The organism is Coleofasciculus sp. H7-1 (genome assembly GCF_057473865.1).
In genome coordinates, this window is the sequence record NZ_JBYCCT010000034.1 from 31,331 (window position 1) to 57,572 (window position 26,242).

The following is a 26,242-nucleotide window of genomic DNA, read 5'->3' on the forward strand; positions in this document are numbered from 1 at the left end:
CATCAGTCATTGCTAATGGCTAATTGTTAAAAGCCGTTCGCGAATTGACTAAAAGATCAAAAGAACCAACCGTAGCTGTGGAGTCCTTTACCTAGCAAATTGACCCCAAGATAGCAAATCCAGACGACAACAAAGCCTGTCGCTGCCAAAATTGCCGGTCGTCTTCCTTGCCAGCCTTTGGTGATGCGGGCATGGAGATAGGCGGCAAATACCAGCCAGGTAATCAGTGCCCAAGTTTCTTTAGGGTCCCAACTCCAGTAAGAACCCCAAGCTTCATTTGCCCAGACGGCACCAGCAATAATTCCAATCGTCAGCAGGGGAAATCCCAGTCCAATGATGCGGTAGCTGATGTTATCTAGAGTTTCGGCAAGGCTCAGTCGCTGGGGCGAAAGGGTTGGTAATTCAGAAATCGCCCCTTCTTGGGAAGGTTGGGAGGTGACTAAATCGAGAACGGCTGTTTTAGAGCTGCCATTGCTTTCAAAAACACGAGTTCCGGCAGCAGATGACTCGCTGGTTGCTCCTTGTGGCTGAGGCACGAGATCGCTGGCGCGTTGCAGACGGTAGGGGCGTGCCAGACCATTTTTACTGCGAAATCCGCCAGTTCCCACAGAACTGCCTCTGAGTTCGACATTCTGACCGCCACTCACCACTAAGAAAGCGATCGCCAGCAGCGATCCCACCATCAGCGCTGCATAGCTGAGCATCATGACGCTGACGTGCATCATCAGCCAATTAGATTTTAGCGCCGGAACCAAAGGCTCTGCCGACTGCATGGTAGATGGCAACGTCAAGGCAGCAAAAGCGGTGATAGCCATCGCAATCGGTGCCGTGGCGACGCCTACCAAACGGCTCTTGCTCATATTTTCGGCAATCAGATGGATGGTCGTAATCCCCCAAGCCAGGAAGAAGAGGGATTCATAGAGATTGCTCAAAGGGAAGTAGCCGGAGTCCAGCCATCGTGCGCCCAGTAGGGCGGCAATGCAGAGGTTTGCGATCGCCATCCCTGCCGTCGATAAAGCCCACAGATAGGGGATGCGATTGAAAGCTGCCCCTACCCAGTAAATCAGCATCGTCGCAAACAGGACGGCGAAGGAGATATTATCTAACCCATTCTGGAGTGCAACCAGGTTCATCTTGTATTCTTTCCAGCAATTGTTATCAAAGTCGCTCACACAAGCGCCACTTTGATCCTATCGGTTCTCGTCGCTCTGATGCTTGGTAGAATCACCCAGGTTTAGACAACTGATTGTTATTTTTTTTAACGCTCTCGTCCCGCCAAGGCAATTGCAGAGGTACGCAAAACCCAATAATTCCTTTGCGTACCGAGAGCGTAAACCTTTGCGTACCGAGAGCGTTAAAAAAAGGAAAATTTAAGGAGAGGGGCTAGGACTGGGTTCTCCAACTTTCTTCATATTGACGAAGATATCAAAACGGCTACTGCGATCGCTACTGATGCCACCCGTGACGCCAATAGAGCGCATCGCGTTTGTAAAGATTTTTTGATTGGGATCGACTTGCGAGAGCGACAGATTCCCGGCGTTAATGGTACGGTCAACATCAATGAAAAACAGACCGTTCTTGGGATTGAGCTGCTGCCCAAGCGCTTGTTTGAATAACTCGCTGTCCGCTAAAGTCGCTTGGGGCTTGGGGACGATAGTACTAGCAACAGGTGCCCCCAATGTCAGGAAAGCGACATTGCCATCTAACCAGCCGTGAGTGGCGGCTAAGCCACCCAGTTGCGATGTCCAATTGATGATGGGTTGACCGTTGAGAGTCGTTTCTTGTACCTGAAACTTATATTGCTGTGCCATCACCTCATCCAGCTGCTTGAGGGATTTTTCAGCTCTAGCGCGATCGCTTGTCTGCACTAGGAACGCCACCCCAGCACCTAAAATCGAGGGAGTTCCTTGAGGTGTGGGAATTAAAGCCAGAGAAAACTCGCCTTTCATCCAAGGCAGCAAATCTTCCTCTAAATCTTGACCCAATTTAGACCGAATCTCCGCTTTCATCTGTTCTGGACTCACCCGGATCAGCGGATTCGCTTGGGCACCCTGGACGTAATCTTGCCACAACTGCTGCAAATTGCCACCAGAGGTCATTATCAGGGTATTGCCAGGGAGACGCCGAGGCATACTCTTGGCATTATTTTCCACCACGTACTTTGTATCGCTATTCGGCTTCAGCCAAGAAACTCCTTTAAACAGAATTCCCTCTGGTTCCAAAGTTACCGTCGCGCCTACCCCCTGCCTTTGTTGAACGGAGGCGAGATTTTGGGGAGAAAGCGATCGCGCCGAATAATTGGCTGCCATTGCTGTCGCTACAGGCACATTAAAATACACTTTGGCAAATGGCACTCCCGCTTTAATCTTACCTAAAGCCTCTGCGTAGCCCGGAGTATCCGCCAGGGAGGCACCGCCTTTATAAGCGTCAATGACACGCTCCGTCCCTTTCGGATCGGTGCTAACAATTAAGGAACGATCCAGCAGCGTCGTTGAGAAGTTCTGGGCGGAACTGCCTTGGGTTTCTCGAATCTTGATGCCTTTGTAATTGCGTTCAACTAACTTGCTAGATGTCGGGTTTCTGGATTTTTCTAGAGCTTGCTTTGCTTGCAGAGGATTTTCAATCGGTAGTACCATCACCACCGATTGTTGCCCAACCGGGACGGCATTGGGATTCTGGGGTAGCTGCTGTGACAAAAAAGCGATCGTGACTTCTTTGCCTACCCAAGGCTTGATATCTTGCTGGTAGTTGTAGCCGTTAGCGGTGAGGAGATTTTTTTCCAGTTCAGCGAGTTGTTTGCCAAATGCGGCTTGGCTAGCGGGAGTGCCATACTGCCGCAGTTGCTGCCATTGCTTTTCATCAGTGGAAACTGACACGGCGAGTAAGGTATCTTGGGGAACCATCTCGGCACCCACCGGGACATCGCCCTGAAACAGATTCCGCTGCATCAGCAGCCAGTAAGCCACTGCGCCGCCAGCAATCAGCAACACGGCAGCTGCCACAGTCAGAAGGGAACGTTGATTTTTCTGAGGCATAAACCAAGTCAAGAGTCGTAGGAGCGAAGCATTCGGGCGAGCCATCTTGAGCAACAACCGACTGATTCGGATGCAAATGCTGTGCAACGCTTACGCCCGGATCTGAGGAGGGCGAAATCTGACTGCCCGCTCAGGAGAGAACAGCAACCGTGTCCCTCTTTAGCACTCTGTAGAGTGTATCCCTTTGTTGGTAAGGACGCCCTAATGAACTAATTGCTTCCTGCAAAGTTTCCACTTCCATGCAGGTGCCGCCAACTGCCCCAGCCATTGTCGTAATATGCTCCTCCATTAAGGTGCCGCCGATGTCATTGCAGCCCCCTTTCAGAGCTTCCACCGCACCTGCAAGACCGAGTTTAACCCAGCTGGGTTGATGGTTGGGAATCCAGTTTCCTAAAAAAATTCGCGCCACAGCAGTCAGCAACAGGGCGTCTTCCAGAATCGGTTGATCTCGTCCCACGCGACGACGCAGGGGTTTGGGGGCTTCTTGACCGACGAAAGGTAACAGGATAAATTCGCTAATCCGGGCAGGATATCCTTGGGCGATCGCGGTTTGTTGGAGCGATCGCAACTTTTCTAAATGCTGCATCTGCTGTTCTGGCGTCTCAATATGACCCGAAAGCATCGTGCTAGTTGTTGGCATTCCTAACTTGTGTGCCGTTTCCACAATTTCCAGCCAAGTTGCTGTATCCAGCTTTTCCGGACAAAGGACTCGTCGCACTTCATCGTTCAAAACTTCCGCCGCCGTCCCCGGCATTGAGCCAACACCGGCATCTCGCAGCGCCGCAATCACCGACTCGTAGCTAAGACCATCTTCCCTGGCAATGAATTGTACTTCCTGGGGGGAGAAGGCGTGGAGGTGCAGTTGGGGAAATTCCTCTTTGATTGTCTTCACCAGTCGCAGGTAATAAGGCAAAGAAGCACCGTTGATTTTTGCCTGGAGATGCAGTCCCCCCTGCATACAAATCTCCGTCGCACCCCGCCGGACTCCATCGGTGGCTTTTTCCAAAATTTGGGGACTCTCTAACCAAAATGCGCCTTCTTCGCCTTCATCCCGGCGAAAGGCACAGAAACTACAGTGTTGTTCGCAGATATTGGTGAAGTTAATATTGCGATTGATCACATAGGTGACAGTCTCACCCGCTTGGCTGAGTCGCAGCTTGTCAGCTGTTTCTCGAATCGCTGACTGGACATCTGGATCGGTTTGCTTTAATAGTACAACTCCCTCTTCTTGTGACAAATCGCCACCTGCCAGGGCACGCTCAAGAATGGCATCAACAGTTTTAGTCGTCACAGCACTTCCGGGTAAAGTAGGTCACTCTTCTCAATTTTGGCAGTAAATGCTTTTTCTGGGAGTTCGCTCTTCAGCGCCAGCAATAAGTTTCACGGGTTCATCGGGTAGCCAAAATCGATATAAAACCAAAACCCACGCCTAATTTTGCACCAAGCCTCTTTGGCGTTTTCTATATTGAGCAAATTTAGCCAAATACCGAGCGATTTAATGGTATGAAATAGTAAATATTTATAATCAGACACCCGCGATCGCGTTAGCGAATCGGCTGGAGAAACTAGCTATCGTGTCAGCGTGCCCACAAGCATTGAATCAAAATTTCTCTCCCTATGCTTCAGGAGGGCAGTTTAGTTCCATTGTCGGTTTATTCGGAAGGTTATCGATAAAAACTACCTCTAAAATCCATAGATTTCATTCAGTTCTATTGGTTGCGGGCATATTGCCCCGTCTTGGTTTCATCAAATTTCCGTGCTTCTGTGTAGTTTAGACATCACTTCACCCAATCTTTACAACTTAAGCTGAAAAATAGCAATTATTTAAAGATTGAGTAAAGATAGCCCGTCCCTGGTCGTAGAATTTGAGTCCAATTGCTTAAAATATAGCGAACCTAATTCTTGAACTCCCAGCTTTTACGTAAGTACCTGATTTTTAAAATCCATAATTAAGGAGATTGAAAATTAAAAAGTGTGGAATGGCTAGCTACCCCAAATGGGAGCCGCTTGTGAATCTTGATTTTAATATTAATGTTTGTAGTTTGAGGAAGTAGTAAATGAGAAATTATATGTCAAAAACCTGGAGAGATGTTACTTCTACTCCTAGAGAATCTGATAGTAAAGCTATTAACCAATATAAATTTCCCTTGCTGGTTATTTTAGCGGGTGTTTTGTTTTCACTGTTTTTGCAATGGCAACTCCCAAATGATGTCTTTTTTAGTGGAGATGCTGGGCTTAAAGCTTTGTTAGCTAAGCAATTTAGCAGCGGTCAGTTTCGCTTTGACCTAAACTTACCTGTAGAACAATGGGTTCGTAATCTTTGGCAAAATGGATTATATCCGTTTCAAGAACCGTTTGTTTATAACAGATTTGGTCAGTATTATATCACATTTCCGTTTACTTTTCCTCTGGTTACTGCACCTTTCCAAGCGCTTTTTGGATATAGAGGATTATACGTAGTTCCCCTGATTGCAACTTGGGCTGTATGGGTAAGCTTTTATTTTGCTTGCCGACGTTTAAGATTAAAAGCTTTTAGCACAGCGATCGCGCTGGCTATTCTAATTTTTGCTTCCCCTTTATCTATCTATAGTGCGATGTATTGGGAACATACCCTAGCTGTAGCGCTTTGTTTTCAGGGTATGGCAACTTTATTAATACCTGGAACCGAAGGGTTGTCTAAAAAGGATGCTGTATTAAGTGGGATATGCATTGGCTTATCTGTTTGGTTTAGAGAAGAAATTCTAGGCATCGTTGCGCTTTTGAGTGTCCTGGTTTATGCGGCATCTTTTTTAAAATTAAAGAAAATTCAATTTTTAGCTAAAAGAAAAGAACTCTTTGTCGTCAGCACATTTTTTACAATCGCTATCTTCTTCGTACTAAATACATTAATTTACAAGCATCCTCTGGGAATGCATTCGGTTCAGATAGTAGAGAAATTCTCACTCGTCGATAGATTATTAGTGGCGGTTAAGAATTTCGAGCAAATGAGTTCGGATTTATTTTATTATTTCCCCATTACCTTATTTGCAGCTTTATATCTGGGAATAAGTTTATTCAAAGGACAAAAGCTAAAACTAAGCTTGGGAATGACGGTTATCTATGCAATCTGTTTCTTATTTACTGTAGCGGTTGCTGTCATGGTTCCGGCTGGTGCTGGAGGTAAGCAATGGGGATCTCGGTTTTTGCTAGTTTTGGTACCGCTAATTTGCTTAATCGCCATCAAAGAGTTTGAATTAGTCCGGAGACTGACTAAAGGAAGCATCAAAAAGATAGGTACGGTTATTTTCTTGGTGCTTTTTATCATCGGGGTTTATATAAACACCTATTCTGGTACGGCTTATATCAGTAAAATTTACCAAGGAATTTCCCCGGCTATCCAGTTTTTGCGATCGCAACCAGAAACAGTAGTCGCCATGTCCAATCAATATGTTGCTCAAGTTCTCCAAGCACCGTTACCTGAAAAAGTATTTTTCCTAGCTAAAGAACCTCAGGATTTACAAACTTTAGGCGAGGCGTTACTTGAGCAGAAACAACAGAAATTTATTTATGTCTGCTATTACACTAAGTCCTGCCAAATCTCTAAGAAAAAACCTGAAGATGTAAAACTACTTTTAAAAAATCAGCAGTTCACGATAGAATTCTTACCTTTAGGAAAATATGGGAACTATCCTATATTCCAGGCATCGATTGGGAAGCGATCGCCTGCAACGCCAGCTTCATCATCTTCTGCGGTTCCGGCTTCATCCCTCTAGACAGAGGAAAATAGAAACTATCCGGTGTGTTGGATGTTGGAATCATCGCGATCGCACGCAGTTTTGAGAAAAGTAAGCGATCGCTTCCCCAACTCTGAGACTGGCTTAATACCTTTGTCGTATATTGTCAGCAGTTTGCCTCAGGCTGAACTTGAGGGCTTGCCAGTAAACCCACCACCACTTGCACAGCACAAGCTAAAGCCACCAAGCCAACGACTGCAAAAGGTGACAAAGCGACACCCGCGATCGCAATAACCAGAATAAAAGCCGCAGAACCCAAGCGATAGGCGGCTAAAATCTTACGGTGTCGCCTTGTCCCCAAAGTACAGGTAATCAGGTGAATCGCCGCCAACGCTGTCAAGCAAATCGCTACAGCGCCGCAGATCAGCCATCGTTCGTTACTGGGTAATGCTTCTGCCGTTTTACTGGACACGACAATATGTTCTACACCCACACCAGCAGCAGCAATGCCAATGGCGAGGGGTAAATGGGAATAGAGCCAGATTAAACCAATTTTCATGTTGCCAACTCCCATCGCCCGCAGGGGTGAACCATCCACGCTGTCAAAGTAGATCCACCACAGGCTAAAAGCAACAATCATCCCTAGCACAGCCACAGTGGCAGATGCAAAACCCCATTGCAGCTGAGAAACGCCTTTAACTACGGCAATCACCGCCTCACCCAACACGATAATCGTAAATAAGCCTAAACGTTCTGGGATGTGTGAAAAGCTCGGCGGCACCTTGGCAACCAACTTTCCGGCGGTGAGAGGTGTGCCAAAGTCGATAATAAAACCTAATCCCCAAAGCCAAAAACGCCAAGGAATTGGTACAAAAATTGAGATTAGCCAGATGGCGGCGGCGATGCTAAAGCCTGTAGCGTACCAAGTTGTCAACTTACGTGCTGCCACCACAAAGTATCCAGCAATCAGATACTGGGCAATTAAAATACATCGAACGGTGACGTAGGAAAGGGCGAAGCCGTCGGAAGTTTTTCCTAAGCCGTAATGCACGTTTACTGCCAGCACGGCGATCGCGATCATTTGCAGTAATGTCAGCAGTCGGTGTCCTAAGTCGTCGGTATCGAACCGACTTGCGTAAAAAGTCGCCCCAACCCAAGACCACCAAATCGGCACAAACAGCAGCACGTAGCCGAAAAAACCCAACAGCGAAACGTGTTCGTTAAGATTATGCGCGACTTCCGCGATCGCTGCCACAAATACCAAGTCATAAAAAAGTTCCAGCCAGGTAGCGCGTCGTTCTTTTTCGTTCTCTTCAGCAGTCCGCAGGCGGGGAGGTTGCCACAAACTTTTAATCATCTTGCACTCTCTAATTTCCTAGAGGGTTATGCAGATAATATCTCATAGGAAATCGAATCTTTCGCTCAGCGATCGCATTCAGCCACCAATTGGTCTAAATCTGACTTGACAAGGCTATCCGTAGGCAAGTCAAGCATCGCATCCAACCAGCCGGGAATCCCGATGGTAAAAATTGCATTTTGTCAAGGTACAGATAACTATTTTTCGTAAACAGATATTTTGCGCCGATGATAGCCGTGTCAAAAAATCGCGCGATCGCCACCGGATACTACTACTCTTAAGGCAGTATAACCCGCTCTAGCTCTAGGTCTTAGGTCTTTTTGCAAAAGTGTAAAATAGAAGTAAGCGAGAAAATAAGCATTCTTTTAAATGAAACTACAGTCAGCGGTCTTAGTCCATCTCGGATTTGGAAAGTACGTGCGATCCGACCAGGTGACAGCAATTATCCCAATCGAGGAAGAGCGCGGACCGGGGCGGCGAACCTTCGTTCATCTACAAGGGGAAGCTGACCCCATCGTTGCCTCGCGGGCTGAAGATACCATCATTCGTGACTTGGTACAAGAACCGCGTGAAGTCACTCAAGCGCGTCAACAGCAAGAAATTCTCCAAGATTTATTGGTAGATTTGGGCAACGTTAACTCAACTGTGCGTCGGATTAGTCGTGATGAAGGCGGTCTGGATCTGGAACTGTTGGAACGGCGCATCCGCCAAGTTTTAGAGAATTAAGGTCATGGGTAAGGGGTAATCATGATTACCCCTTACTTAAGCTCCAAGTTGATAAATACGGAGAACTTGAAAGTATGCACGCGATCGCTGACAACATTTCATCACCAGAAGCACCATCCGCTCGTTTGTGGATGCCAGAGCGAGTTTTATTCACACCAGCTGCCTTAGAAGAACCTTACGGTCAGCAGATACTTTCTCGCCTCCAGTCGCTCAACTTACCCGTAGAAGAGTTGCCGCGAAACCGCCTCACTGGTTTGCGTGGCGAGAGCGATCGCGATACCTACAACATCGCCAAGCGTACCCTCGCCGTCGTCACCGCACCGCCTAGTTCCTTCAAACTCAGCCCCATCCCGCCATCGGCTGACTGGCAATTTCACATCGCTGAAGGCTGTCCAGCACACTGCCAATACTGTTATTTAGCCGGTAGTTTATCAGGACCACCCGTGATTCGCGTCTTTGCCAACTTGCCGCAGATATTGGAGAATCTGGCAGCTTACGAAGGACAAAGCGATGCCACAAGTTTTGAGGTTAGCTGCTACACTGACCCCTTGGGCATCGAGCATTTAACAGGCAGCCTCGCTGAATGTATCCGCTACTTTGGCACGCGCACGAACGGACATCTGCGTTGGGTTTCCAAGTTCGACGCGGTGGATGAATTACTCGACTTGCCGCACAATGGTCACACCCGTTGTCGAATCAGTGTAAATGCCGATCCGGTGTATCGTCGGTTTGAAGGCGGTACAGCGTCGGTAGCTTCCCGGCTTCAAGCTTTGCGGCGGTTGGCTTTACCTCGATCTTCTGGTGGTGGCGGGTATCCAGTGGGTTTAGTGATTGCGCCGATTATGCCTATAGAGGATTGGGAGATACATTACACCCGTTTGTTTGACTCGATTAGCGAAGCACTCGATTTTGATTGTGACTTGACTTTCGAGTTGATTTCTCACCGCTTTACCCCTGGATCAAAAGAGGTTTTGCAAACTTGGTATCCCCAATCAAAGCTGGACATGGACGAAGAAACGCGCACCGTTAAACGTAACAAGTTTGGTGGCACCAAGTATGTTTATGACACTGACACGATGAAGACGCTACGGCGCTTTTTTGAGGGTGAGATTACTAAGCGCTTTCCTCAAGGACGCATTCTCTACTGGACTTAAGATTTCTAGCTAAATCTAATTTTATGAGCTGACCAAAATTACAGGTCAGCTTTTTTTATACTTTGATCGAGTTTGCAAGGATTGAGAAGGCGATCGCATTCCCGCTAGCGAGTGGAATTAAAATAACACTATCACTTCCCTGGCAAACTTCACCCATGACAGCATCAATTCCGACAAGTCAACAACCAGCCCTTGCTAATCTTATCCCTCGCTGGCAACCCGCAACGTGGGAAGATTACTTACGGTATCGTGACGATCCTAACCCAGAGATAACCAGGCTGTTTTTTAACGGGAAATACCTTTTTGTTGATATGGGAAATGAAGGAATCAATCACGCCAGCGTCAATAACCTCTTCGCTGTTTTTTATTTAGTTTACGCGCTTTTCAGAACAAACTGCTAGTTCTTTGGGTGGTTGTTTGATGGAAAAGCCAAATACACGAGCCGCATCGCCAGATATAGTTTTATACATTAGTGAAGGTATCCCGCAATGGCAAGAGGGAGAACTGCGCCGCATTAACTTATCTCAGTGGCGAGTTCCCGATTTAGTTGGTGAAGTTGGTGATACTACACTAGCAACTGATTTAGATGAAAAGAAACAAATTTATGCAGATTTGTCCATTCCTGAATATTGGGTAATTGATGTTAAGGGAAAACGAGTTTTAGCATTTCGTTTACAAGCCGATGGAAAATATCAACAATGTGCCTCTTCTGTTACTTTAGCGGGATTGTCAATTTCCCTGCTAGAACAAACTCTAGAACGTTTAAGTGAAGGAACAAATATTAGTGCTGCTGGTTGGTTTGCACAAGCGATCGCGTCTTTGAGCGCAACCGGGTAGAATGCGATTTGCCAGTGTTGGGATGCGATCGCGCTGACTTATATTATCTGGGACAAAGGACAAGAAGCGATCGCGCTAACTTCTCTTTTTCAAAGTTTTCACATGAGGATAATTGAGAATCTTTTCGTCAGCAGTCAGCAATGGACAGTCATAGATTCTGGCTGTGGCGACGATTATTTGATCTGCTGGATCGCGGTGAAAGCTACCTGGCAGCTGCGTTGATTCGAGGGCAATTTGCCATGTCAGGTTTAGCAAACTGATGCCAGGATACGCCAAAGCTTGCTCAAACCACTCCTTAACTGAAGATGGCAGCATCAGTCGGTTGTACTCTACCAACTTGGCAACTTCCCAACATGAAATGACGCTGACACCAAGACCATCGGCTTCATGTTCATTTAACCATTTCAAATGATCTTCAGTAAGTTGGCGATCGCCATGAACCCACCAAACCCAAATGTGGGTGTCTAAAACAATCATCCTGAAGCGCTCCAATCTTCCTCTGCAACAGGTTCGGTTGGATTGTTATAACGTATAGGCATACCACGAAGCGGATAAATATTCTGTTTGGCTGAGGGTGCAGTTCGTACTACAACGATCACCTCTACAGAATCGCCAGCACAAAAAGGTAGATTGTTGAGTGTTAGTCTTCCGTCCTCAGTTAGAGTAGTTTCCACGCGATGTGCGTTCATTCCAACTTCCTCCATAACTTTTTACATCAAAAAAAATTAGATACTAAGCAGCTAAAATTAGGCAACAAAGGCGAACTTATTTCATCATTGCTAAACAGCGTGACAATTAATTGCAAAGCAGCGTTACTACGGCGATAAACTTCAATTTTTGAGGAGCGCCAATCAACAATCCAGTATTCTTGTACTCCTCGCACTGAGTATAGTTTTAGTTTAGCTTCTCTATCTCGGCGTTCATTTTGCACTCCAGAAGATAACACCTCTACAACTAACTCTGGTGCGCCTGTCAAATGTCCCGCTTCATCTACTAAAACAGCTAATTTTTCTTTGCTAATCCAAATCACATCCGGCTCTACATTATCAGCTTCCGTGAAAATAATGCCCGGATTAATAAACGCCTCCCCCAGTCCAGTTTCTTCTGACCAATCTTGTAACTTTCGGTACATATTGCCACAAGTGCGTTGATGGTTCAAGTGGGGGGATCTAGACATAAATAACTCTCCATTAATAATCTCGTAGCGCGTGCCGTTGTCTGGCAATAGTTCCAAATCTGCGGTAGTCCAGCGTACCCCTTGATTTACTGTTTGACTCATAAAAGCAATCCTTGTGAGTAGCCATATATTCTAGATTACCTGCAATTTCCATACCCTTGACGCTCTTGTAGTATTTATGTAACATAAAGATTGCTGCACAAGTGGCAGATGTCTTTTCATGGCTCTCTTTAGGTAGAGCATTGTCCTATGATTCCCCGAACGCGCATCCGAAATATTGGAATTTCTGCTCACATCGACTCTGGTAAAACAACCCTCAGCGAGCGGATTCTGTACTACACGGGCAAAATTTACAAGATTGGCGAAGTTCGGGGAGGTAGCGATCGCGCTACGTTGGACTACATGGAGTTGGAGCAACAAAAAGGCATTACCTACCCAGTCGGCAACCTGTGACTACAGGCTCAAGAAGCAAGGCGGCGGTCTCGGTCAATATGCTCATGTTATCGGTCGGATTGAACCTTGCGAAGAACCGTTTGCGTTCGAGAATCGGGTGGTTGGTGGTGCGATTCCCAAAGAATTCATCCCCGCTTGCGAGAAAGGTTTCCGCGAAGCGATCGCTAGCGGACATCTCATCGGTTATCCGATTGTTGGTGTCAAAGCGATCTTAGAAGCGGGTTCCTACCACGCGATTGACTCTTCGGAAATGGCGTTCCGAACTGCGGCTAGTCTTGCACTCAAGCAAGCCTTTGCCAAAGCAACGCCAGTCATCCTCGAACCGATTATGGTCGTGGAAGTGGAGACACCTAACGAGTTTGTGGGACGAGTGCAGGGCGATCTCTCGTCTCGTCGCGGCGTACTGCTGGGTTCTGAGACGATGGAAAATTACGCCGTCATCCGTGCTGAAGTCCCGTTCGTGGAAATGTTCGGTTATTCCGCACAGTTGCGATCGCTTTCTTCCGGTCAAGCTAACTTCTCAATGGAGTTTGCCTCCAATAAGCCGGTACCCGCCAATCTGCAACAACAGCTGATGGAAAAAGCTGCCCATCTGCGCGGTTAAAACCTTCATCTGAAAATAGGACTAAGTCAGGACTTACGCAAAGCTTATACATATAGCGTTTTTTCGGGTTCAATCCCCCTGTGGTTGCCGGTGGCAGATGTGGTGATGTGCGGCGAGTCCTGTAAGTATCAGAATATTTGTAGGTTGGGTTGAGCGACTAAGTGAAACCCAACCAATGCCTAGCATTGGGTTTCGTAACCTCAACCCAACCTACAATGAAAGTTGCTCTATAACCCACTTGCGAAATGCTCTGAGTGTGGGACTTGTTCCTATAATTAGGCTCTGTTCAACCAATTGGGAAAAAATTTCAATAATTTGTAGATTGGGAAAGGTGGGACTAATTTCTGAGGCAACATATATCCCATCTCTAAGCACATTAATTTGCAGTTTACCCTCTTCATATCGCCACAGTTCAGGAACTCCCAACGCCTCATAAGCACTCAGTTGAGTCTTAGAAGTGATATCAATTTCAATTGCTAAATCAGGGGGTGGATCAACTGTCAGGTCTATTCGTCTTTTCCCAATCATTAAAGCATGATTCTTAATATAAAAGGATTGGTCTGGCTCAATACCTTGCGCCATATCCTTTCGCTTGAAAGTGGTTGAGCCAAAACACTCCCGATCTATTTCAAGTTCTTCTAGCAATATTTTTACCATATCGCCGATGATTTCTTTGTTCACTTCATGTTCTGGCAATGGCATTCTAATCTCCAACGTCCCGTTACTGTAAGCCAGTCGAGTCGCACGATGCTCTCCAAACTCTTCTAGAATTGCCTCAAATTCTTGCCAGCTTACATCGTGGAACATTACTCTATGTCCCGGCGGTACGCTTAATTGTCTCAGTTGCAGCGTTACCATTTACTTTTAAAAAATATAGGCTATATTGAAATCTTGCTTATAGCAATCCTAGTTCATTTCTGAACTTCTCTCTCTCCTCCTCTGCGCCTGGATAGTTGCCGATCTGGAGTTGTTGCCAGATAACGGGAATCGCTATGAGATTGTGGATGGAGAATTATTTGTGACCCGCGCACCACACTGGGGTCATCACAGGGTATGTAGCAACATTTGTACAGAGTTGAATTTTTGGTCGCGGCAGACTGGTTTAGGAGAACCTGCGAGTGGTGCTGGGATCATTTTTACGGATGCTGATAACGTGATTCCTGATGTGGTTTGGGCAAGCAAGGAACGATTAGCCTATATATTTGTTGGGCTTCAAGTGCGTTCAACCCAACTACATCATTGAGTGAGGGGAAGACAGCGATCGCCTGGAATTAGCGTCGAATCAGCCAACAGAGGTGCTGTCAATCCAGGATTGGGGAAGTGCGATCGCTCGCTCGTGTAGGTTGGGTTGAGTGAAGCGAAACCCAACACCTCAGCCTCAACTAAAAACAATTCAACGCTATTGCATATCGTAGAGCAAAAATAGAAGTCGGCACCTATTTTTTTACCTTAGTAGCTCACAATAGAAGAAAATTTTTATATATTCCTTCAAATGTCTCATTATTAAGAAATGCGGCTCTTCCGTAGTTGGTATGCTAAATTATAGTCAAGAAGCGCCACAAGCTATACTAGCCATAAATTTAAGCCAATTTAGCGTTTATTAAATAGAAAATACAGTCCAAAATTGTTATACCTTGCTAGGTAAGCCTTTCAAGTTTTGGGATCAACTTTTTAGCATACCAAGTAATGAAGAGCCAGAAATGCTTTCAGAGACATTATGAAAAACCATCCTTTTAAAATTGATGCCTGCGTTGTTTTACTCGACCATCTACACTGTATTTGGACATTGCCGGACCCAGATAGTCTAGACGCGCATTTTAGGTTGGGTTAAGGCAACGTTACCCAACATAACACTATATATTTGTTGGGCTTCAAGTTCGTTCAACCCAACTACATCATTAGACCTCTTGCAAAAATACTTGGCGATGTTCGTAATCGCGGCTACAAAAACGTAGGCGCGTTCATGCCGTAAGGCTTTAGCCTTCTGGAAAGGTAGTCCGCCTGCACGGACTCTTAAAACCCGCTTCCGTAGGATTTAGTTAAATTATCCAATCTAAGCTACTAATTTGAATGGTAAGCGCGGACTCTTAAAACCCGCTTCCGTTGGGTATAGGTATGTATAGCCTCAGACTTCAGTCTGTAGGCATCCATCGACTGCGTGCAAGAGGTCTATAGCAATCCTATTTAAGTTGTGCGCGAGTATTCGCCTTAGTGTAGAAGACTTGCGGTTATGGCGTCTCTACAGGGAGAGTGCAAATCATTTAGGATTGCTATAGTGATGATTACTATTTGCATTTTTACTTTTATTTTTAATATCAGGCAAACTTAGTTTATCTAATTTCATAGAACTGCTTAATTTTTAAAATACTATTGACAAATTAATTGATATATGTAGAAAATGTCTGCGGGCGTCTGTCGCCAGTGCTTGACGAGAAGCGAACCAGGATTAGGGGAAATCTCAAAGTGAACATTCTGCTAGTGGAAGATGATGAGCATTTGGCACAAGCTCTCACCAAAACCCTCAGCGATCGCAATTATATAATCGACCGGGCAGCCGATGGGCAAGCAGGCTGGCAATTCGCACGGACTGGTACCTACGACTTGATTTTGCTAGATGTGATGCTGCCCACACTTGATGGCATCAGTCTTTGCCAGCGGCTACGTTCTTTGGGGCGGCTGATGCCGATTCTCTTATACGCTGCCCATGAAATTGATGGCGATAAAGTCATAGCACTGGATGCCGGTGCGGATGATTATGTCGTCAAACCCTTTGATTTAGAAGAATTGGCGGCTCGTGTCCGTACTCTCCTGTGTCATTGTTGTTTATTAAAGCCGCCGATTCTGAAGAATGGAAGCCTGGGTCTTGACCCGCCTACCTTAGAGGGACGCTATGAAGGGCAAAATTTGCATCTCACTCCCAAACAGTATGCGCTACTAGAACTGTTTGTACGCTGTCCGGATCAAGTATTTAGCCGCAGCGAGCTTCTGGAACACCTGTGGTCGTTTGAGCAACCACCCGCTGAAGAAACCGTTCGCTCTCACATTAAAGGGTTGCGGCAGAAACTGAGAGCCGCAGGCGCTCCCACCGATCTCATTGAGACGGTTTATGGGGTGGGATATCGCCTCAAGCCAGCTCAATCTCATCCTCCAATCCGAGGGATCTCCTCCGCCCTACACCAGCCGCCGACTCTTGCTCAAACGCAGGCAGCAGTGGCGAAAGTTTGGGAGCGCTTGCAAGGAGAGATTATCGCCCGGATAGACGTTGTTGAGGAGGCAACCACTGCCTTACTGAGAGACGAATTAGGCTTGGAGGAGCGCCACCGAGCAGTTTGGGCAGCTCACAAGCTGGCGGGTTCTCTAGGAATGTTTGGCTTTCCTTGGGGTTCTCAATTGGCTCGTCAGATTGAACATAGCTTTCAACCGGAGACGCCATTGGATCGAGAGAAAGCGCAACACTTATGCGAATTAGTTGCGGATCTCCGGCGCGAACTACGGCAGCCTCCAGCCATCGGGCGAAAAATTCGCGCTTGTTCGGTGGATGTAGAAATGCAAGATAGGGTGTCTCAGATTAAATCTGGTTAATTGACTCCACTATAGTTCTTGACTCATGCCGATCCGGCTTGCCAACCCAGACTAAAATCTCCGATGAGTCAAAATAATTTGCAGATGCGTTTCGTCCGTTGTTTCCTAAAATTCTTGCTAGCTTTTTTACTTGTCACCTTACCCGTTAAGGCTCAACAAATGGAAATAACCGATAGCGATCGCCTGACTATTCGTTCTGTCATTTCTAGCCAACTGGAAGCGTTTCAAAAAGATGATGCTGAAGGCGCTTTCTCTTTTGCCAGCTCAGAAATTCAAGCTCAATTCGCGACGCCAGACAACTTTTTGAGGATGGTGAAAGCTGCTTATCAACCAGTTTATCGTCCTCGTTCCGTGATGTTTGAGAACATAACCACAATTGAAGGATTTCCGGCTCAGCAAGTGCTGCTACTCGATCGGGATGGGAATTTGGTCAGGGCACTTTATCTGATGAAAAAGCAATCTAACGGCAGATGGAAAATTACTGGATGTTATTTAGTGCCAGTAAAAGGGGAAACTGTTTAGATAGGAAATTGGTAAGAAGAGTTAGAGGAGGGGAGCATCTCAGTTTTGCAAACAAGTCCCAGAATCTTGTCCCCTTTTGGCGAGCTAGTCATCGGCGAGTGACGGAAAAATGAGACTTCTGAAATTTTCCCAACCGTTAACACTCCGGCATTCAACACCGATACAAGAAATAGAGGCAACAGAAAGTGAATCGTCTCGGAGCTAACATCCGTTAAAAGGCTGACGAAAGCCAGTATCCAGACATTACTTGGAATACTCTTTCTATTTGATTGCAAATCAAAAAACTTACAAATATTAGCGTTCCGATGCCTGCTCCTTCTGTCTGCTTTAAGCAGCAGTCTAATTTCTCAACAATCGTAGACCACTGAGCGTGACCAGGACTGTAGATCCCTCATGCCCAATTACGCCTAAAGGCATGGTAATATTGCCAGTAAAATTGGCAAATAATAGCAAGACAATGAAACCCAAGGCAAACGCAATGTTTTGTTTGACGATAGTCTGAGAGCGGCGACCTAAGCGAATCGCCTGTGACAATTTTTCTAGGTTGTCTGCCATCAAAATTACATCGGCTGTTTCCAAAGCTACATCACTGCCAGTGGTTCCCATTGCAATTCCCACTGATGCCTGCGCCAAAGCAGGAGCATCATTAATACCATCTCCCACCATTGCCACTGTTTGATACTTTTGCCGGAATTGTCGAATCGCGTTGACCTTATCTTCAGGTAGAAGTTCTGCATACACTTCGTCTACGCCAATTTCTTTGGCAATGCTCTGGGCTGTACGCTGGTTATCGCCCGTCAGCATGACAATTTTCTCAATCCCCAGTTTTTTGAGTTTGGCTAGAGCTTCTGCTGCCCCTATTCGCACTGTGTCAGCGATCGCGATTAACCCCAAAGGTTGTCCTGCTAAAGCCACCCACACAACTGTTTTTCCTTCTTCTTCCAATCGTTGGCTCAGTTGAGTCAGTGTGTCTGGCAAATGGTTGACCTGTTCTTGGACAAATGCTGCTTTGCCGACTATAGCCTTTTGGCGATCGACTTCTCCCACAATTCCCTGTCCAGTCTGCGCCTGAACGTTGGTGGCTTGAGTCCATTCTAAATGTTTAGCTTGAGCCGCTTGGACGATCGCATTGCCAATTGGATGCTCAGACAAACTTTCTAAAGCGGCAGCTATTTGCAATAACTGGGTTTCAGACTGGTTTTTAACTGTGGCAACTTTGACTACTTGAGGCTTGCCAGTAGTGAGCGTTCCTGTTTTGTCAAAAGCGATCGCTCTAATTTTCCCCATCGTCTCCAACTGAGCGCCACTCTTAAATAAAATACCGTTACGAGCGCCATTGGCAACCCCTGACAGAAGTGTTGGCATAATCGCTGCCATCAACGCACAGGGAGAAGCAACCACTAAAAAAACTAGCGCCCGATAAATTGTGGTTTCCCAGTTCCAACCCCATAGAAATGGAGGCCCAATTGCTAGCAATAATCCTGCTAACACAATTACCTTAGCGTAGCCTCGTTCAAATCGTTCGATAAACTGCTGCGATGGGGGAGTTTCAGTCTGTGCCTGCTCAACAAGACGGATTACTCGTTGAAGTAAGCTACTTTCCGGCGGTTGATGCACCTTTAATTTAATTGCACCGTTGCCATTGATAGTGCCAGCAAAGACTTCATTTCCGATTGTTTTCTCAACTGGCATGGATTCCCCGGTGATCGATGCTTCGTTGAAAGTGCTGTAACCTTCAACAATCAATCCATCGGTGGGAACCAATTCTCCAGGCTTGACTAATACTCGATCGCCTATTTGTAACTCGGAGATAGGAACAAGTTGCTCAATTTCATTATGCAGTACACGCGCTGTATCTGAAGTCAAGTTCATTAAGCTCTTGATACTTCGCTCGGTGCGTTGCATTGCATAGCCTTCGAGTGCGCCACTAATAGCAAAAATCAAAATTAACGCGGCACCATCGACAATTAGATAATACTCGCGCCGCCACAACCCCAAGCTAGCTGCACCCAAGGCAGCGACAATCATTAGCAGGTCTACATCCAGTTCTTTTTCTTGAAATAGGGTAGTTAATCCCTCACGGGCGCTAGTGTACCCACCAATGACATAGGCGGCGGGTAGAATCATTAAGCTGAGTCCTAACCAGCCTAAGTTAAGTGCTAGCCAACCAAGGAGAACGAGTAGACCGCACATAATTGCTGCCACTGCGTCTGGATGTTCTTGGATTAGCTGGCGATAGCGAGGAATTGGCATGGCGCTAGAGTTCATAAAACATTTTTGAGTTGAGGAGTGAACTCTCTCACTCTAAACATTGACATTAATGTTAATGTCAAGCCTTCGCCCCTATCTGCCGAATAGTTTGATAGATTAGGTGTTCATACTTGTTGCAACCGCATACTGTTAGATGTGCTGATAGTGGGGTTATTTTACTGGTAATTGTATGAATAACACACCGAAAATTGACCGTCAACGGGAGCATCAAGCCAACGAACGTACCTTTCTCGCTTGGCTACGCACTTCTATTGCATTGATTGGCTTTGGTTTTGCGATCGCTCGATTTGGTATATTTCTACGCCAACTTAATGTTACGCTCACTCAACAGGAGCCTGCGATAAATCCTTTATTTAGCTCCGAAAATCTAGGTATTTCTTTGGTAATCTTTGGAATTGTGACAATTGCTTTAGGTACATGGCGGTACAACCAAGTTTTTTGGCAAATTGAACGAGGTGATTATAAAGCCAATCGTTTGATTATTTGGATCATCAGTGCAGTAGTAATGATCTTGGGATTTCTCAGTATTCCCTGGTTGCTGTGGCGAAATAAATTGCCCAATCGTCCGTTTTCTGTTCCAAATCAGCCCCAGTCCAAAAATCTGCGTTGATGACATTAGCGTTACCTAATCTAACGCTCTCGCAAGTTTTTGAGTTCTGCTAACTGTTGCGTTTGTTCCTCTAGTCGAATTGCCAGGCGATCGCACACTATTTCACATAACTCAAAAATAATCGGATCGGCTTAAGTAAAAGTCTGGTTCGCTATCTTGAATAGTGGTGAAGATCAACAAAATAGAGGTGAGAGTGGCGCATGGGTAAGTGTTCATGGGGATGGGTGTGAGGTTCCCCTATCGGGATTCCCTGGTGATGCTCATGCTGATGATGTTCATCATGGATGTGTTCATGTTCATGCCAAATGCTTTCATGCTCATGTTCATAATCCTGGGGTGAGAGGGTAAGTTGTACCACCACCAGCAACATTAAGCCAATCAAGCTACCGTAGAGAAATTCGCGATCGCTAAAGTTACTTCCCAGCCAACCAGCCAGCGGGTAGGAAACTGCCCACCACAAGTGACTCCAGGCAAAGTGTGCGCCGTAAACTCGTCCTTGGGCATCAGATGGAATGCGGTCTGCAATCAAGGTTTGAGTGGGTAAATTTACGAAGTTTTGCCCCATACCTGCCACCAACCACAGAATCATCAGCAGTGGTAGACCTACATAGCTTGCAGGCAATAAAGCTAAAGTTACAAGAGCCGCACCAAGCAGTACAAATGTTGTCCGCGCCAAGCGTCTACTTATAGCACCGAAAGCCACTGCTGAAATAGTCGCGCCGATTCCAAAAGCAGCCATTACCCAGCCGTATTGCATATTTCCCAGTTTTAGCGTTCCCTGGACGTAGCCGACAGTATTTACCAGGATTTGCGCTCCAGCTATGGATGCAACTAACTGCATCGCCAGTGCATAGCGAATTGGAGCATCAGTGAATAGGCGGGTTGTACCGTTTTTGATGTCTCGCCACGTCCTGCCCTTTGTCGCTGAGTTGGATAGACTTGGCTGAACTCTTAACTGACCTGGTAAAGTGAAGATTAATACTGCCGCGACTAGGAAAGTTAGGGCATCTAGGAAGAAAACCTGTCTTGCCCCAATCAGTGCGGCGACGCTGCCAGCTATACCGGGACCGAGTACCCCTAGCAGTTGGAAAGTCGCAGCCGAAAGTGCGATCGCTTGCGGGTAATCATTCTGACCTGTGACTAGGGGAATTGTGGCTTGGTAAGTCGGCGTAAAGAAAGCATTGAAGACGTTGAGGGCAAATATTAGGGCGTAGATTTGCCAAACCTTTGTCACAAAGGGCAACAGGCTGACAATTAGCATACGGATAACGTGAGTTGTAACTAGGATCATCTTGCGATCAATGCGGTCGGCGATCGCACCCGCTAAGGGAGAGAGCAACACAAAAGCTGTGACGCGCAATGTTAGCGCCCCTGACAGCACAATTGCTGATTTCTGTCCAGCTAACTCAAAGGCGAGGAGAGCTAAACCAACCCAGGTAAGTGCATCTCCCAATAAACTGGTGGTTTGAGCCGCGTAGAGCCGCGCAAACACGGGATTTCTGAGGCTGCGAAAAAGCATTCATCGGTTTTCCTAAATTTGCTTATGATTTCTGAGGCATCAGATGCCCCCCAGGGGGATATAAAGACTTTTCCATACTAAACATTTACATTAGTGTCAATGTCAAGGGTTTTATAAATTTAAATAGAGGCATAGTGAGCAAGCTTTTGACTATTAAGGAACTCGCAGATATGGTAGGGGGGGGTATTACTCCCCGAATGGTGCGGCATTATCACACTGTGGGGCTGCTGCCACCTGCTCAACGCAATGATGCCAACTATCGGCTGTATACCCAAGCCGATGTGCAACGGCTGCGGCTGATTGTCGCACTGAAGCAGCAAGGGTTCCATCTGTCGCACATCCGCCAGTTACTAGAAACCGAGTCGGAAGCAGCAGGCAGTACGCTGATAACTCAATTGCAACAGCAATATCAGTCTGTGATGCAACAGTTGGTACGGCTGCGACAAACGGCATCAGCGTTGGAAGGATTGTTAGGACGCGATCGCGAATGTCTGGCTATCCAAGCAGAAGCTCTAGCTCAGCTAAGGCTATTGGAAATTGAAACCAAAAATGGGTTAGGAGAAATTGAAAAGCTCATGTCTGGTTTGGATGCAAAAGCCGACGCTCACCCGGAAGAGTTTCAGGAATCATTACAACGACTTTTGCCAGATTTATCTAACCGTTCTGAAATTGAAGTAGACTTGCTTTCTAAACTGGTATTAGCTTGTGGGGATGTCAGTTTGGTGCAGTTTGTACGCGTGAGTCAGGGTGCGATCGCGGCTGCCCGTAATACACTCAACGCTGGGTGTCAGATTGTAGGAGATGTGCCAGCCATCGTTGCGGCTTTTGACCAAACTAGGCTGGCACATTTGGGATGTCGAGTTAAAACCTTAATTGATGACCCCCATATTACCGATGCAGCCGATGCCGAACAAGCATTCTGGCACGAGCGCATCTGGAAAGAACGATTGCATCAGCTTGAAAGTGGATGTGTGCTGGCAATTGGATATGCACCATCTGTATTAATGTCAGTTTGTGCAGCAATTGAGCAAAAATTGATTCAACCGGCTCTCGTTATTGGGATGCCGATTGGATTTAGCCACGCCCCCACAGCCAAGCGACGCTTAACACGCCTTAATGTCCCATACCTCACGATTGATGGAACTTTGGGGGGCGGACTATTAGCAGCAGTGGCTCTGAATGCTTTAGCAGAATCGCTTTTAGAAAAACCAGACTGTCATTGTTATCTGGAAGCAGATAAGCTTATGGAACTGGCAGTTCAACTAAGAGTGTGACTGGTGAGGAGCTAGGGAATAAAATCACTTTTCACCAAAAAGCGAGCGGAAGCCCCTGGATGCGCGACATGGGGAGGTAAGCGATTAGCGGTTAAAACCGCCTGTAAATATTTTGTTTCATTGTAGTGATATCCTGAAGGGATGAAAAGCATCCTGACTCTTAGCTGCAAACTTCAACCAACGCCTGAACAGGCGGACATGATTCAGGCAACCCTTCAGGCGGAGAGCAGATGCTTGCAACTACATCAATCAGAACGTTGACGCAAAACTGACAAACAACGTCAGGATTCAAACTCTTGTCTACGCTCAAGTCAGACAACAATTTGGGCTTTCTGCCAATCTTGCGGTTAGGGCAGTTAATCGGGTTGCTGGCAATCGGAAGACTGCGCTTAAAGACAAACAAGAAGTCAAGGTATTTAAGCCTGCTAGCGCCGACTACGATGCGCGAATTTTTGCTTATAGGGAGAAAGAGCAGTCTGTTAGCCTGACTCTTGTTGGTGGTCGGGAGCATATTAAACTCAAGCTTGGTAACTATCAAATTGGCAAACTTAAGGATAAAATTCCGACCAGTGCAACGTTGTTTAAATAGCGTCAGGGCGAATATTTTATCAACATTCAAGTTATAAGAGGAAGCACCAGAGCCGCATCGAATCAAAAATGTGCTTGGCGTTGACTTGGGTAGCACTGATATTGCGGTTACTAGTGTTGGAGACAAGTTTAGCGGGAAACAAATAACCGATGTTCGCAACCATTATGCGAAGCTGAGAGCGTCTATCCAACAAAAGGCTACGAAAGGCACAAGGAGTACAAGGCGTAATTGCCGAAGACTTTTGAAACGGCTATCGGGCTTCGTAGAGACGATTCCAGCGCCATACCAACCACGTCTTTCTTCAAGCAGCTGGCTCAAGAGAGCATTGGCAACTCTCGTCTGCTATGGCGATGGAAGATTTGAGTGGGATACGTGAGCGAACTAATAATCGACAAGAAGCAAAAAGGAACGTAGACTGTCTAACTTGTGGGCATTCTTTGATCTGAGGACTTTGATTAACTACAAAGCTTTGGCTGTTGGTGTTGAAGTTATGCTTGTTCCTCCTGCTTATACGTCCAAATCGTGCCATTCTTGCGGAGTGATTGGCAACCGTAATGGCAAATCTTTCAAATGTATGTGTTAACCAGGCGTGTAATTGGCATGGTGACGCTGAGCGTGAACGGTGCAATTAATATTTCTAGTCTTGGGGGAGCGCTTGTAAGTCTTCCCGAACGCTCGGTACTGGCTTGTTCTTTAGTGCAAGTTATAGGCTAGGGCTTTCATCCCCCGCATTCTATGCGTGGGGTAAGCTTACTGGACTCCAACGGTCTTCCCATCCTCAACAACTAATGTGATTGGCTTAAGCACTAGGCACTAAGAATTTCCCGAACTTGGCGTACGCAGGTACACCATTAGCCTTAATCAGGACTTACGCAAAAGCAGGACAAGAGACGAATTTTACTATTATAAAGGCTATGGGGAGGAGCAAGGTTACGAATAGTCCGCGGGGCTAGAGTTGAAGCCTGCGGTTGCGAGCTTAAATTTTTATCTTGAACTTGTATACTAATGGTAGATGCATCAACTGGAAGTTGTTCCAAAGCTATGAAGTAACTTTGTACAGCCAGATTGAGAATTTCTAAAGTGTCATATTTCCATAAAAAACCATCAATCTTGGGCCAAGCGATCGCCTTCTTTGATTTAATGGCATTGGAAGCGCAGGGGAGTATCGGATACCCCCCTACTGACGAGGCGTATACTACTTAGATGCTGTCTACTACAACGCAATTCTGACTTCCTTGAAAATTAATCGGTTGCCCAAGAGCTGCGATCGCAGATTGAGCAATTTGAATCGGTCGAAGGATGTGGCAGATGTAGCGCTACTTAAGCGGCGCGACGGCTGAAGAAGTTCCACAGGAATACTGCAATAATTGCGCCTAAAACAGCGACAATGATTCCGGGAATACTCAAGCTGGCAGCCGTTAGTTGTAGAGTTCCCGTTTGCAGAAAAGTTCCCAAAGTCCCGCCAACGAAGGCTCCAATGACTCCTAGAACAAGAGTTCCAAGAATACCACCGCCTTGATGACCCGGATAAATAGCTTTAGCAATCGCACCAGCAATCAGACCTAAAACAATCCAAGCAATAATATTCATGATTCTGATTCCTTATAGTCCCTTGTTTACAATTACAGATTAACAGTTCAAACCAAGCAATCCCATCTGCCACACGATATAACTGTCTTTACCTCAAGAGATAGGCAAACCGCATTTTTTTCACGTCCAGGTTCCCACAGCGCTAATTCCTCATTGATTGCGCTAAAAAAGGGATTAAATTAATAATATTTAACATTGGGGCAGAGAGAAAACAGGCGCTTGGGTCTAAGCTCTAAAACCACCTCTACCCTACAAGACGACTTAATAAAGTATCCTTCAGACTGATGTTAGATTATCGAGCAGTATGATAACCTCCTGACGATAAATCGGGAGAACAAGCAGTGAGAGCGCTGATCCGGCTGGGAATTGCACTGTTACTTATGCTATTTGGGTTAATTAGTTACTGCACTACGACGGTGGAGAACCCGGTGACTGGGGAAAAGCAACGGGTGCAACTTTCGCCAAAGGAGGAAGTCGTCCTGGGACTGCAAGCGCGATCGCAAATGGCGGCAAAATTTGGCGGTCTGTATCCAGATCCGGCGCTACAAAACTATATTGACAAAGTAGGAAATGAGGTAGTGCAGGAGTCAAAGGCGAAGACTTCCGGCTATCCGTTTGAATTTCATCTGCTGCGCGACCCTCAAACGATTAATGCGTTCGCCTTGCCGGGAGGACAAATTTTCATTACTGCGGGTTTGCTGCGTCGTCTCTCATCCCAAGCTCAACTGGCGTCTGTGCTGGGGCACGAGGTCGGGCACGTTGTGGGACGGCACGCGGCGGAACGTTTGGCAAAGCAGCAACTCGGTGCAGCACTGGTGACAGCAGTTGGAGTCGCGGCGAGTGACGACCAGGGTGGCGGTCGGCAGGCGCAAGTGATTGCCCAGGCAGTGAACCAGATTGTCAATCTGCGTTACGGACGTGAGGATGAACTAGAAAGCGATCGCCTTGGCGTTCAGTTTATGACGGCAGCTGGCTACAACCCTAAAGCCAGCGTCGAAGTGATGCAGATCCTTGCTAGTGCCAGGAGTGGCGGTCAATCCCCGGAGTTTTTCAGCACCCACCCCAACCCTGAGAACCGAATTCAAAAACTACAGGCTGTAATCTCTCAAACCTATCCCAACGGCGTTCCACCACAGTTGGAAATTGGACGCGAGGACTTTGCTCAATCTGTGCGATCGCGTTTGCCACCCGCAACTAAGTAAAGGCAGAAAAACTCCACTCCTACAACC

24 protein-coding genes and 4 pseudogenes are annotated in these 26,242 nt (G+C 46.5%); 15 read left to right on the top strand and 13 right to left on the bottom strand.

What is annotated here, in order from left to right:
- Positions 1 to 56: 56 nt before the first annotated feature.
- The 3 genes from ccsB to cofH form a co-directional block, all read right to left on the bottom strand.
- Positions 57 to 1,133 carry a c-type cytochrome biogenesis protein CcsB gene (gene ccsB, locus AC2VDX_RS08440; RefSeq protein WP_378171784.1) on the bottom strand — a complete coding sequence of 359 codons (1,077 nt, stop codon included), beginning with the start codon at positions 1,131 to 1,133 and terminating at the stop codon, positions 57 to 59.
- 237 nt (positions 1,134 to 1,370) lie between these two features.
- Positions 1,371 to 3,122 carry a DUF3352 domain-containing protein gene (locus AC2VDX_RS08445; protein WP_378171782.1) on the bottom strand — a complete coding sequence of 584 codons (1,752 nt, stop codon included), beginning with the start codon at positions 3,120 to 3,122 and terminating at the stop codon, positions 1,371 to 1,373.
- 43 nt (positions 3,123 to 3,165) lie between these two features.
- A complete protein-coding gene (cofH, locus tag AC2VDX_RS08450; protein ID WP_378171781.1) occupies positions 3,166 to 4,326 on the bottom strand; it encodes a 7,8-didemethyl-8-hydroxy-5-deazariboflavin synthase subunit CofH in 1,161 nt (386 codons plus the stop codon).
- Positions 4,327 to 5,104: 778 nt separating this feature from the next.
- Between cofH and AC2VDX_RS08455 the strand changes: the two genes are divergently transcribed.
- A complete protein-coding gene (locus tag AC2VDX_RS08455; protein ID WP_378171779.1) occupies positions 5,105 to 6,787 on the top strand; it encodes an LA_3751/LA_3752 family putative glycosyltransferase in 1,683 nt (560 codons plus the stop codon).
- Between the two features lie 127 nt (positions 6,788 to 6,914).
- Here AC2VDX_RS08455 and AC2VDX_RS08460 read toward each other — a convergent pair whose 3' ends face one another.
- Positions 6,915 to 8,105, bottom strand: a complete 1,191-nt coding sequence (locus AC2VDX_RS08460; RefSeq protein ID WP_378171777.1) for a low temperature requirement protein A — start codon at positions 8,103 to 8,105, stop codon at positions 6,915 to 6,917.
- A gap of 369 nt (positions 8,106 to 8,474) precedes the next feature.
- On the opposite strand from AC2VDX_RS08460, the gene AC2VDX_RS08465 reads away from it, so the two are divergent.
- From AC2VDX_RS08465 to AC2VDX_RS08475, 3 genes are all read left to right on the top strand, one after another.
- On the top strand, positions 8,475 to 8,831 hold the full coding sequence (locus AC2VDX_RS08465) for a hypothetical protein (RefSeq protein ID WP_378171776.1): 357 nt from the start codon (positions 8,475 to 8,477) through the stop codon (positions 8,829 to 8,831).
- A 74-nt stretch (positions 8,832 to 8,905) separates the two neighbouring features.
- Positions 8,906 to 9,985 (top strand): spore photoproduct lyase family protein, encoded by a 1,080-nt coding sequence (locus AC2VDX_RS08470; protein WP_378171774.1) that lies wholly within the window; start codon positions 8,906 to 8,908, stop codon positions 9,983 to 9,985.
- A 420-nt stretch (positions 9,986 to 10,405) separates the two neighbouring features.
- A complete protein-coding gene (locus AC2VDX_RS08475) occupies positions 10,406 to 10,822 on the top strand; it encodes a Uma2 family endonuclease (protein WP_378171770.1) in 417 nt (138 codons plus the stop codon).
- 75 nt (positions 10,823 to 10,897) lie between these two features.
- On the opposite strand, the gene AC2VDX_RS08480 is transcribed toward AC2VDX_RS08475, so the two are convergent.
- Genes AC2VDX_RS08480 through AC2VDX_RS08490 form a run of 3 tightly spaced genes read right to left on the bottom strand, consistent with a single transcriptional unit; the run spans position 10,898 to position 12,101 of the window.
- Positions 10,898 to 11,299 carry a type II toxin-antitoxin system VapC family toxin gene (locus tag AC2VDX_RS08480; protein ID WP_378171769.1) on the bottom strand — a complete coding sequence of 134 codons (402 nt, stop codon included), beginning with the start codon at positions 11,297 to 11,299 and terminating at the stop codon, positions 10,898 to 10,900.
- On the bottom strand, positions 11,296 to 11,511 hold the full coding sequence (locus AC2VDX_RS08485; RefSeq protein ID WP_378171767.1) for a hypothetical protein: 216 nt from the start codon (positions 11,509 to 11,511) through the stop codon (positions 11,296 to 11,298). Before AC2VDX_RS08485 ends, AC2VDX_RS08480 begins: the two co-directional genes overlap by 4 nt.
- 26 nt (positions 11,512 to 11,537) lie before the next feature.
- Positions 11,538 to 12,101 carry a Uma2 family endonuclease gene (locus AC2VDX_RS08490; protein ID WP_378171765.1) on the bottom strand — a complete coding sequence of 188 codons (564 nt, stop codon included), beginning with the start codon at positions 12,099 to 12,101 and terminating at the stop codon, positions 11,538 to 11,540.
- A gap of 147 nt (positions 12,102 to 12,248) precedes the next feature.
- On the opposite strand from AC2VDX_RS08490, the gene AC2VDX_RS08495 reads away from it, so the two are divergent.
- Positions 12,249 to 12,452: a GTP-binding protein gene (locus AC2VDX_RS08495; protein WP_378171763.1), complete on the top strand. Its 204-nt coding sequence runs from the start codon at positions 12,249 to 12,251 to the stop codon at positions 12,450 to 12,452.
- Positions 12,436 to 13,056 (top strand): annotated as a pseudogene (fusA, locus tag AC2VDX_RS08500) (elongation factor G); the annotation flags it as partial. The gene AC2VDX_RS08495 and the pseudogene fusA, both read left to right, overlap by 17 nt.
- A gap of 210 nt (positions 13,057 to 13,266) precedes the next feature.
- Here the strand turns inward: fusA and AC2VDX_RS08505 are convergent.
- On the bottom strand, positions 13,267 to 13,914 hold the full coding sequence (locus tag AC2VDX_RS08505; protein WP_378171761.1) for a Uma2 family endonuclease: 648 nt from the start codon (positions 13,912 to 13,914) through the stop codon (positions 13,267 to 13,269).
- 55 nt (positions 13,915 to 13,969) lie between these two features.
- Between AC2VDX_RS08505 and AC2VDX_RS08510 the strand changes: the two are divergent.
- Positions 13,970 to 14,257: pseudogene (locus AC2VDX_RS08510) on the top strand (Uma2 family endonuclease); the annotation flags it as partial.
- A 35-nt stretch (positions 14,258 to 14,292) separates the two neighbouring features.
- Here AC2VDX_RS08510 and AC2VDX_RS08515 read toward each other — a convergent pair.
- Positions 14,293 to 14,448, bottom strand: a complete 156-nt coding sequence (locus AC2VDX_RS08515; protein ID WP_486928138.1) for a hypothetical protein — start codon at positions 14,446 to 14,448, stop codon at positions 14,293 to 14,295.
- A gap of 9 nt (positions 14,449 to 14,457) precedes the next feature.
- On the opposite strand from AC2VDX_RS08515, the pseudogene AC2VDX_RS08520 reads away from it, so the two are divergent.
- The 3 genes and pseudogenes from AC2VDX_RS08520 to AC2VDX_RS08530 form a co-directional block, all read left to right on the top strand.
- A pseudogene (locus AC2VDX_RS08520) lies at positions 14,458 to 14,571 on the top strand (REP-associated tyrosine transposase); the annotation flags it as partial.
- Between the two features lie 948 nt (positions 14,572 to 15,519).
- The gene (locus tag AC2VDX_RS08525; RefSeq protein ID WP_378171758.1) at positions 15,520 to 16,638 is read left to right on the top strand and encodes a response regulator; all 1,119 of its coding nucleotides are present in this window, start codon (positions 15,520 to 15,522) and stop codon (positions 16,636 to 16,638) included.
- Between the two features lie 63 nt (positions 16,639 to 16,701).
- A complete protein-coding gene (locus AC2VDX_RS08530) occupies positions 16,702 to 17,160 on the top strand; it encodes a DUF4864 domain-containing protein (protein ID WP_378171756.1) in 459 nt (152 codons plus the stop codon).
- Between the two features lie 339 nt (positions 17,161 to 17,499).
- Here AC2VDX_RS08530 and AC2VDX_RS08535 read toward each other — a convergent pair whose 3' ends face one another.
- Complete coding sequence (locus AC2VDX_RS08535; protein WP_378171754.1) at positions 17,500 to 19,428, bottom strand: heavy metal translocating P-type ATPase; 1,929 nt, start codon at positions 19,426 to 19,428, stop codon at positions 17,500 to 17,502.
- A 172-nt stretch (positions 19,429 to 19,600) separates the two neighbouring features.
- On the opposite strand from AC2VDX_RS08535, the gene AC2VDX_RS08540 reads away from it, so the two are divergent.
- On the top strand, positions 19,601 to 20,041 hold the full coding sequence (locus AC2VDX_RS08540; protein ID WP_378171752.1) for a YidH family protein: 441 nt from the start codon (positions 19,601 to 19,603) through the stop codon (positions 20,039 to 20,041).
- Between the two features lie 20 nt (positions 20,042 to 20,061).
- Here the strand turns inward: AC2VDX_RS08540 and AC2VDX_RS08545 are convergent.
- A pseudogene (locus AC2VDX_RS08545) lies at positions 20,062 to 20,169 on the bottom strand (transcriptional regulator); the annotation flags it as partial.
- Positions 20,170 to 20,192: 23 nt separating this feature from the next.
- Positions 20,193 to 21,560 (bottom strand): MFS transporter, encoded by a 1,368-nt coding sequence (locus AC2VDX_RS08550; RefSeq protein ID WP_378171750.1) that lies wholly within the window; start codon positions 21,558 to 21,560, stop codon positions 20,193 to 20,195.
- A 131-nt stretch (positions 21,561 to 21,691) separates the two neighbouring features.
- Here AC2VDX_RS08550 and AC2VDX_RS08555 point away from each other — a divergent pair, with 131 nt between their 5' ends.
- The 3 genes from AC2VDX_RS08555 to AC2VDX_RS08565 all read left to right on the top strand — a co-directional run bounded on the left by AC2VDX_RS08555 (position 21,692) and on the right by AC2VDX_RS08565 (position 24,137).
- A complete protein-coding gene (locus AC2VDX_RS08555; protein WP_378171837.1) occupies positions 21,692 to 22,834 on the top strand; it encodes a precorrin-8X methylmutase in 1,143 nt (380 codons plus the stop codon).
- A 1,079-nt stretch (positions 22,835 to 23,913) separates the two neighbouring features.
- Complete coding sequence (locus AC2VDX_RS08560) at positions 23,914 to 24,006, top strand: zinc ribbon domain-containing protein (protein WP_378171748.1); 93 nt, start codon at positions 23,914 to 23,916, stop codon at positions 24,004 to 24,006.
- On the top strand, positions 24,000 to 24,137 hold the full coding sequence (locus tag AC2VDX_RS08565) for a hypothetical protein (protein WP_378171746.1): 138 nt from the start codon (positions 24,000 to 24,002) through the stop codon (positions 24,135 to 24,137). Before AC2VDX_RS08560 ends, AC2VDX_RS08565 begins: the two co-directional genes overlap by 7 nt.
- A 606-nt stretch (positions 24,138 to 24,743) precedes the next feature.
- Here the strand turns inward: AC2VDX_RS08565 and AC2VDX_RS08570 are convergent.
- Positions 24,744 to 25,013, bottom strand: coding sequence for a GlsB/YeaQ/YmgE family stress response membrane protein (locus AC2VDX_RS08570; RefSeq protein ID WP_378171745.1), 270 nt, complete (start codon positions 25,011 to 25,013; stop codon positions 24,744 to 24,746).
- Positions 25,014 to 25,393: 380 nt separating this feature from the next.
- Between AC2VDX_RS08570 and AC2VDX_RS08575 the strand changes: the two genes are divergently transcribed.
- A complete protein-coding gene (locus AC2VDX_RS08575; RefSeq protein ID WP_378171836.1) occupies positions 25,394 to 26,215 on the top strand; it encodes a M48 family metalloprotease in 822 nt (273 codons plus the stop codon).
- Positions 26,216 to 26,242 lie beyond the last annotated feature (27 nt).

Coding starts and splice junctions, on each gene's coding strand:
- ccsB (WP_378171784.1), bottom strand. CDS start 1,133: ATGAACCTGGTTGCACTCCAGAATGGGTTAGATAATATCTCCTTCGCC.
- AC2VDX_RS08455 (WP_378171779.1), top strand. CDS start 5,105: ATGTCAAAAACCTGGAGAGATGTTACTTCTACTCCTAGAGAATCTGAT.
- AC2VDX_RS08460 (WP_378171777.1), bottom strand. CDS start 8,105: ATGATTAAAAGTTTGTGGCAACCTCCCCGCCTGCGGACTGCTGAAGAG.
- AC2VDX_RS08465 (WP_378171776.1), top strand. CDS start 8,475: ATGAAACTACAGTCAGCGGTCTTAGTCCATCTCGGATTTGGAAAGTAC.
- AC2VDX_RS08470 (WP_378171774.1), top strand. CDS start 8,906: ATGCACGCGATCGCTGACAACATTTCATCACCAGAAGCACCATCCGCT.
- AC2VDX_RS08475 (WP_378171770.1), top strand. CDS start 10,406: ATGGAAAAGCCAAATACACGAGCCGCATCGCCAGATATAGTTTTATAC.
- AC2VDX_RS08480 (WP_378171769.1), bottom strand. CDS start 11,299: ATGATTGTTTTAGACACCCACATTTGGGTTTGGTGGGTTCATGGCGAT.
- AC2VDX_RS08485 (WP_378171767.1), bottom strand. CDS start 11,511: ATGAACGCACATCGCGTGGAAACTACTCTAACTGAGGACGGAAGACTA.
- AC2VDX_RS08490 (WP_378171765.1), bottom strand. CDS start 12,101: ATGAGTCAAACAGTAAATCAAGGGGTACGCTGGACTACCGCAGATTTG.
- AC2VDX_RS08495 (WP_378171763.1), top strand. CDS start 12,249: ATGATTCCCCGAACGCGCATCCGAAATATTGGAATTTCTGCTCACATC.
- AC2VDX_RS08505 (WP_378171761.1), bottom strand. CDS start 13,914: ATGGTAACGCTGCAACTGAGACAATTAAGCGTACCGCCGGGACATAGA.
- AC2VDX_RS08530 (WP_378171756.1), top strand. CDS start 16,702: ATGAGTCAAAATAATTTGCAGATGCGTTTCGTCCGTTGTTTCCTAAAA.
- AC2VDX_RS08535 (WP_378171754.1), bottom strand. CDS start 19,428: ATGAACTCTAGCGCCATGCCAATTCCTCGCTATCGCCAGCTAATCCAA.
- AC2VDX_RS08540 (WP_378171752.1), top strand. CDS start 19,601: ATGAATAACACACCGAAAATTGACCGTCAACGGGAGCATCAAGCCAAC.
- AC2VDX_RS08550 (WP_378171750.1), bottom strand. CDS start 21,560: ATGCTTTTTCGCAGCCTCAGAAATCCCGTGTTTGCGCGGCTCTACGCG.
- AC2VDX_RS08560 (WP_378171748.1), top strand. CDS start 23,914: ATGCTTGTTCCTCCTGCTTATACGTCCAAATCGTGCCATTCTTGCGGA.
- AC2VDX_RS08570 (WP_378171745.1), bottom strand. CDS start 25,013: ATGAATATTATTGCTTGGATTGTTTTAGGTCTGATTGCTGGTGCGATT.
- AC2VDX_RS08575 (WP_378171836.1), top strand. CDS start 25,394: ATGCTATTTGGGTTAATTAGTTACTGCACTACGACGGTGGAGAACCCG.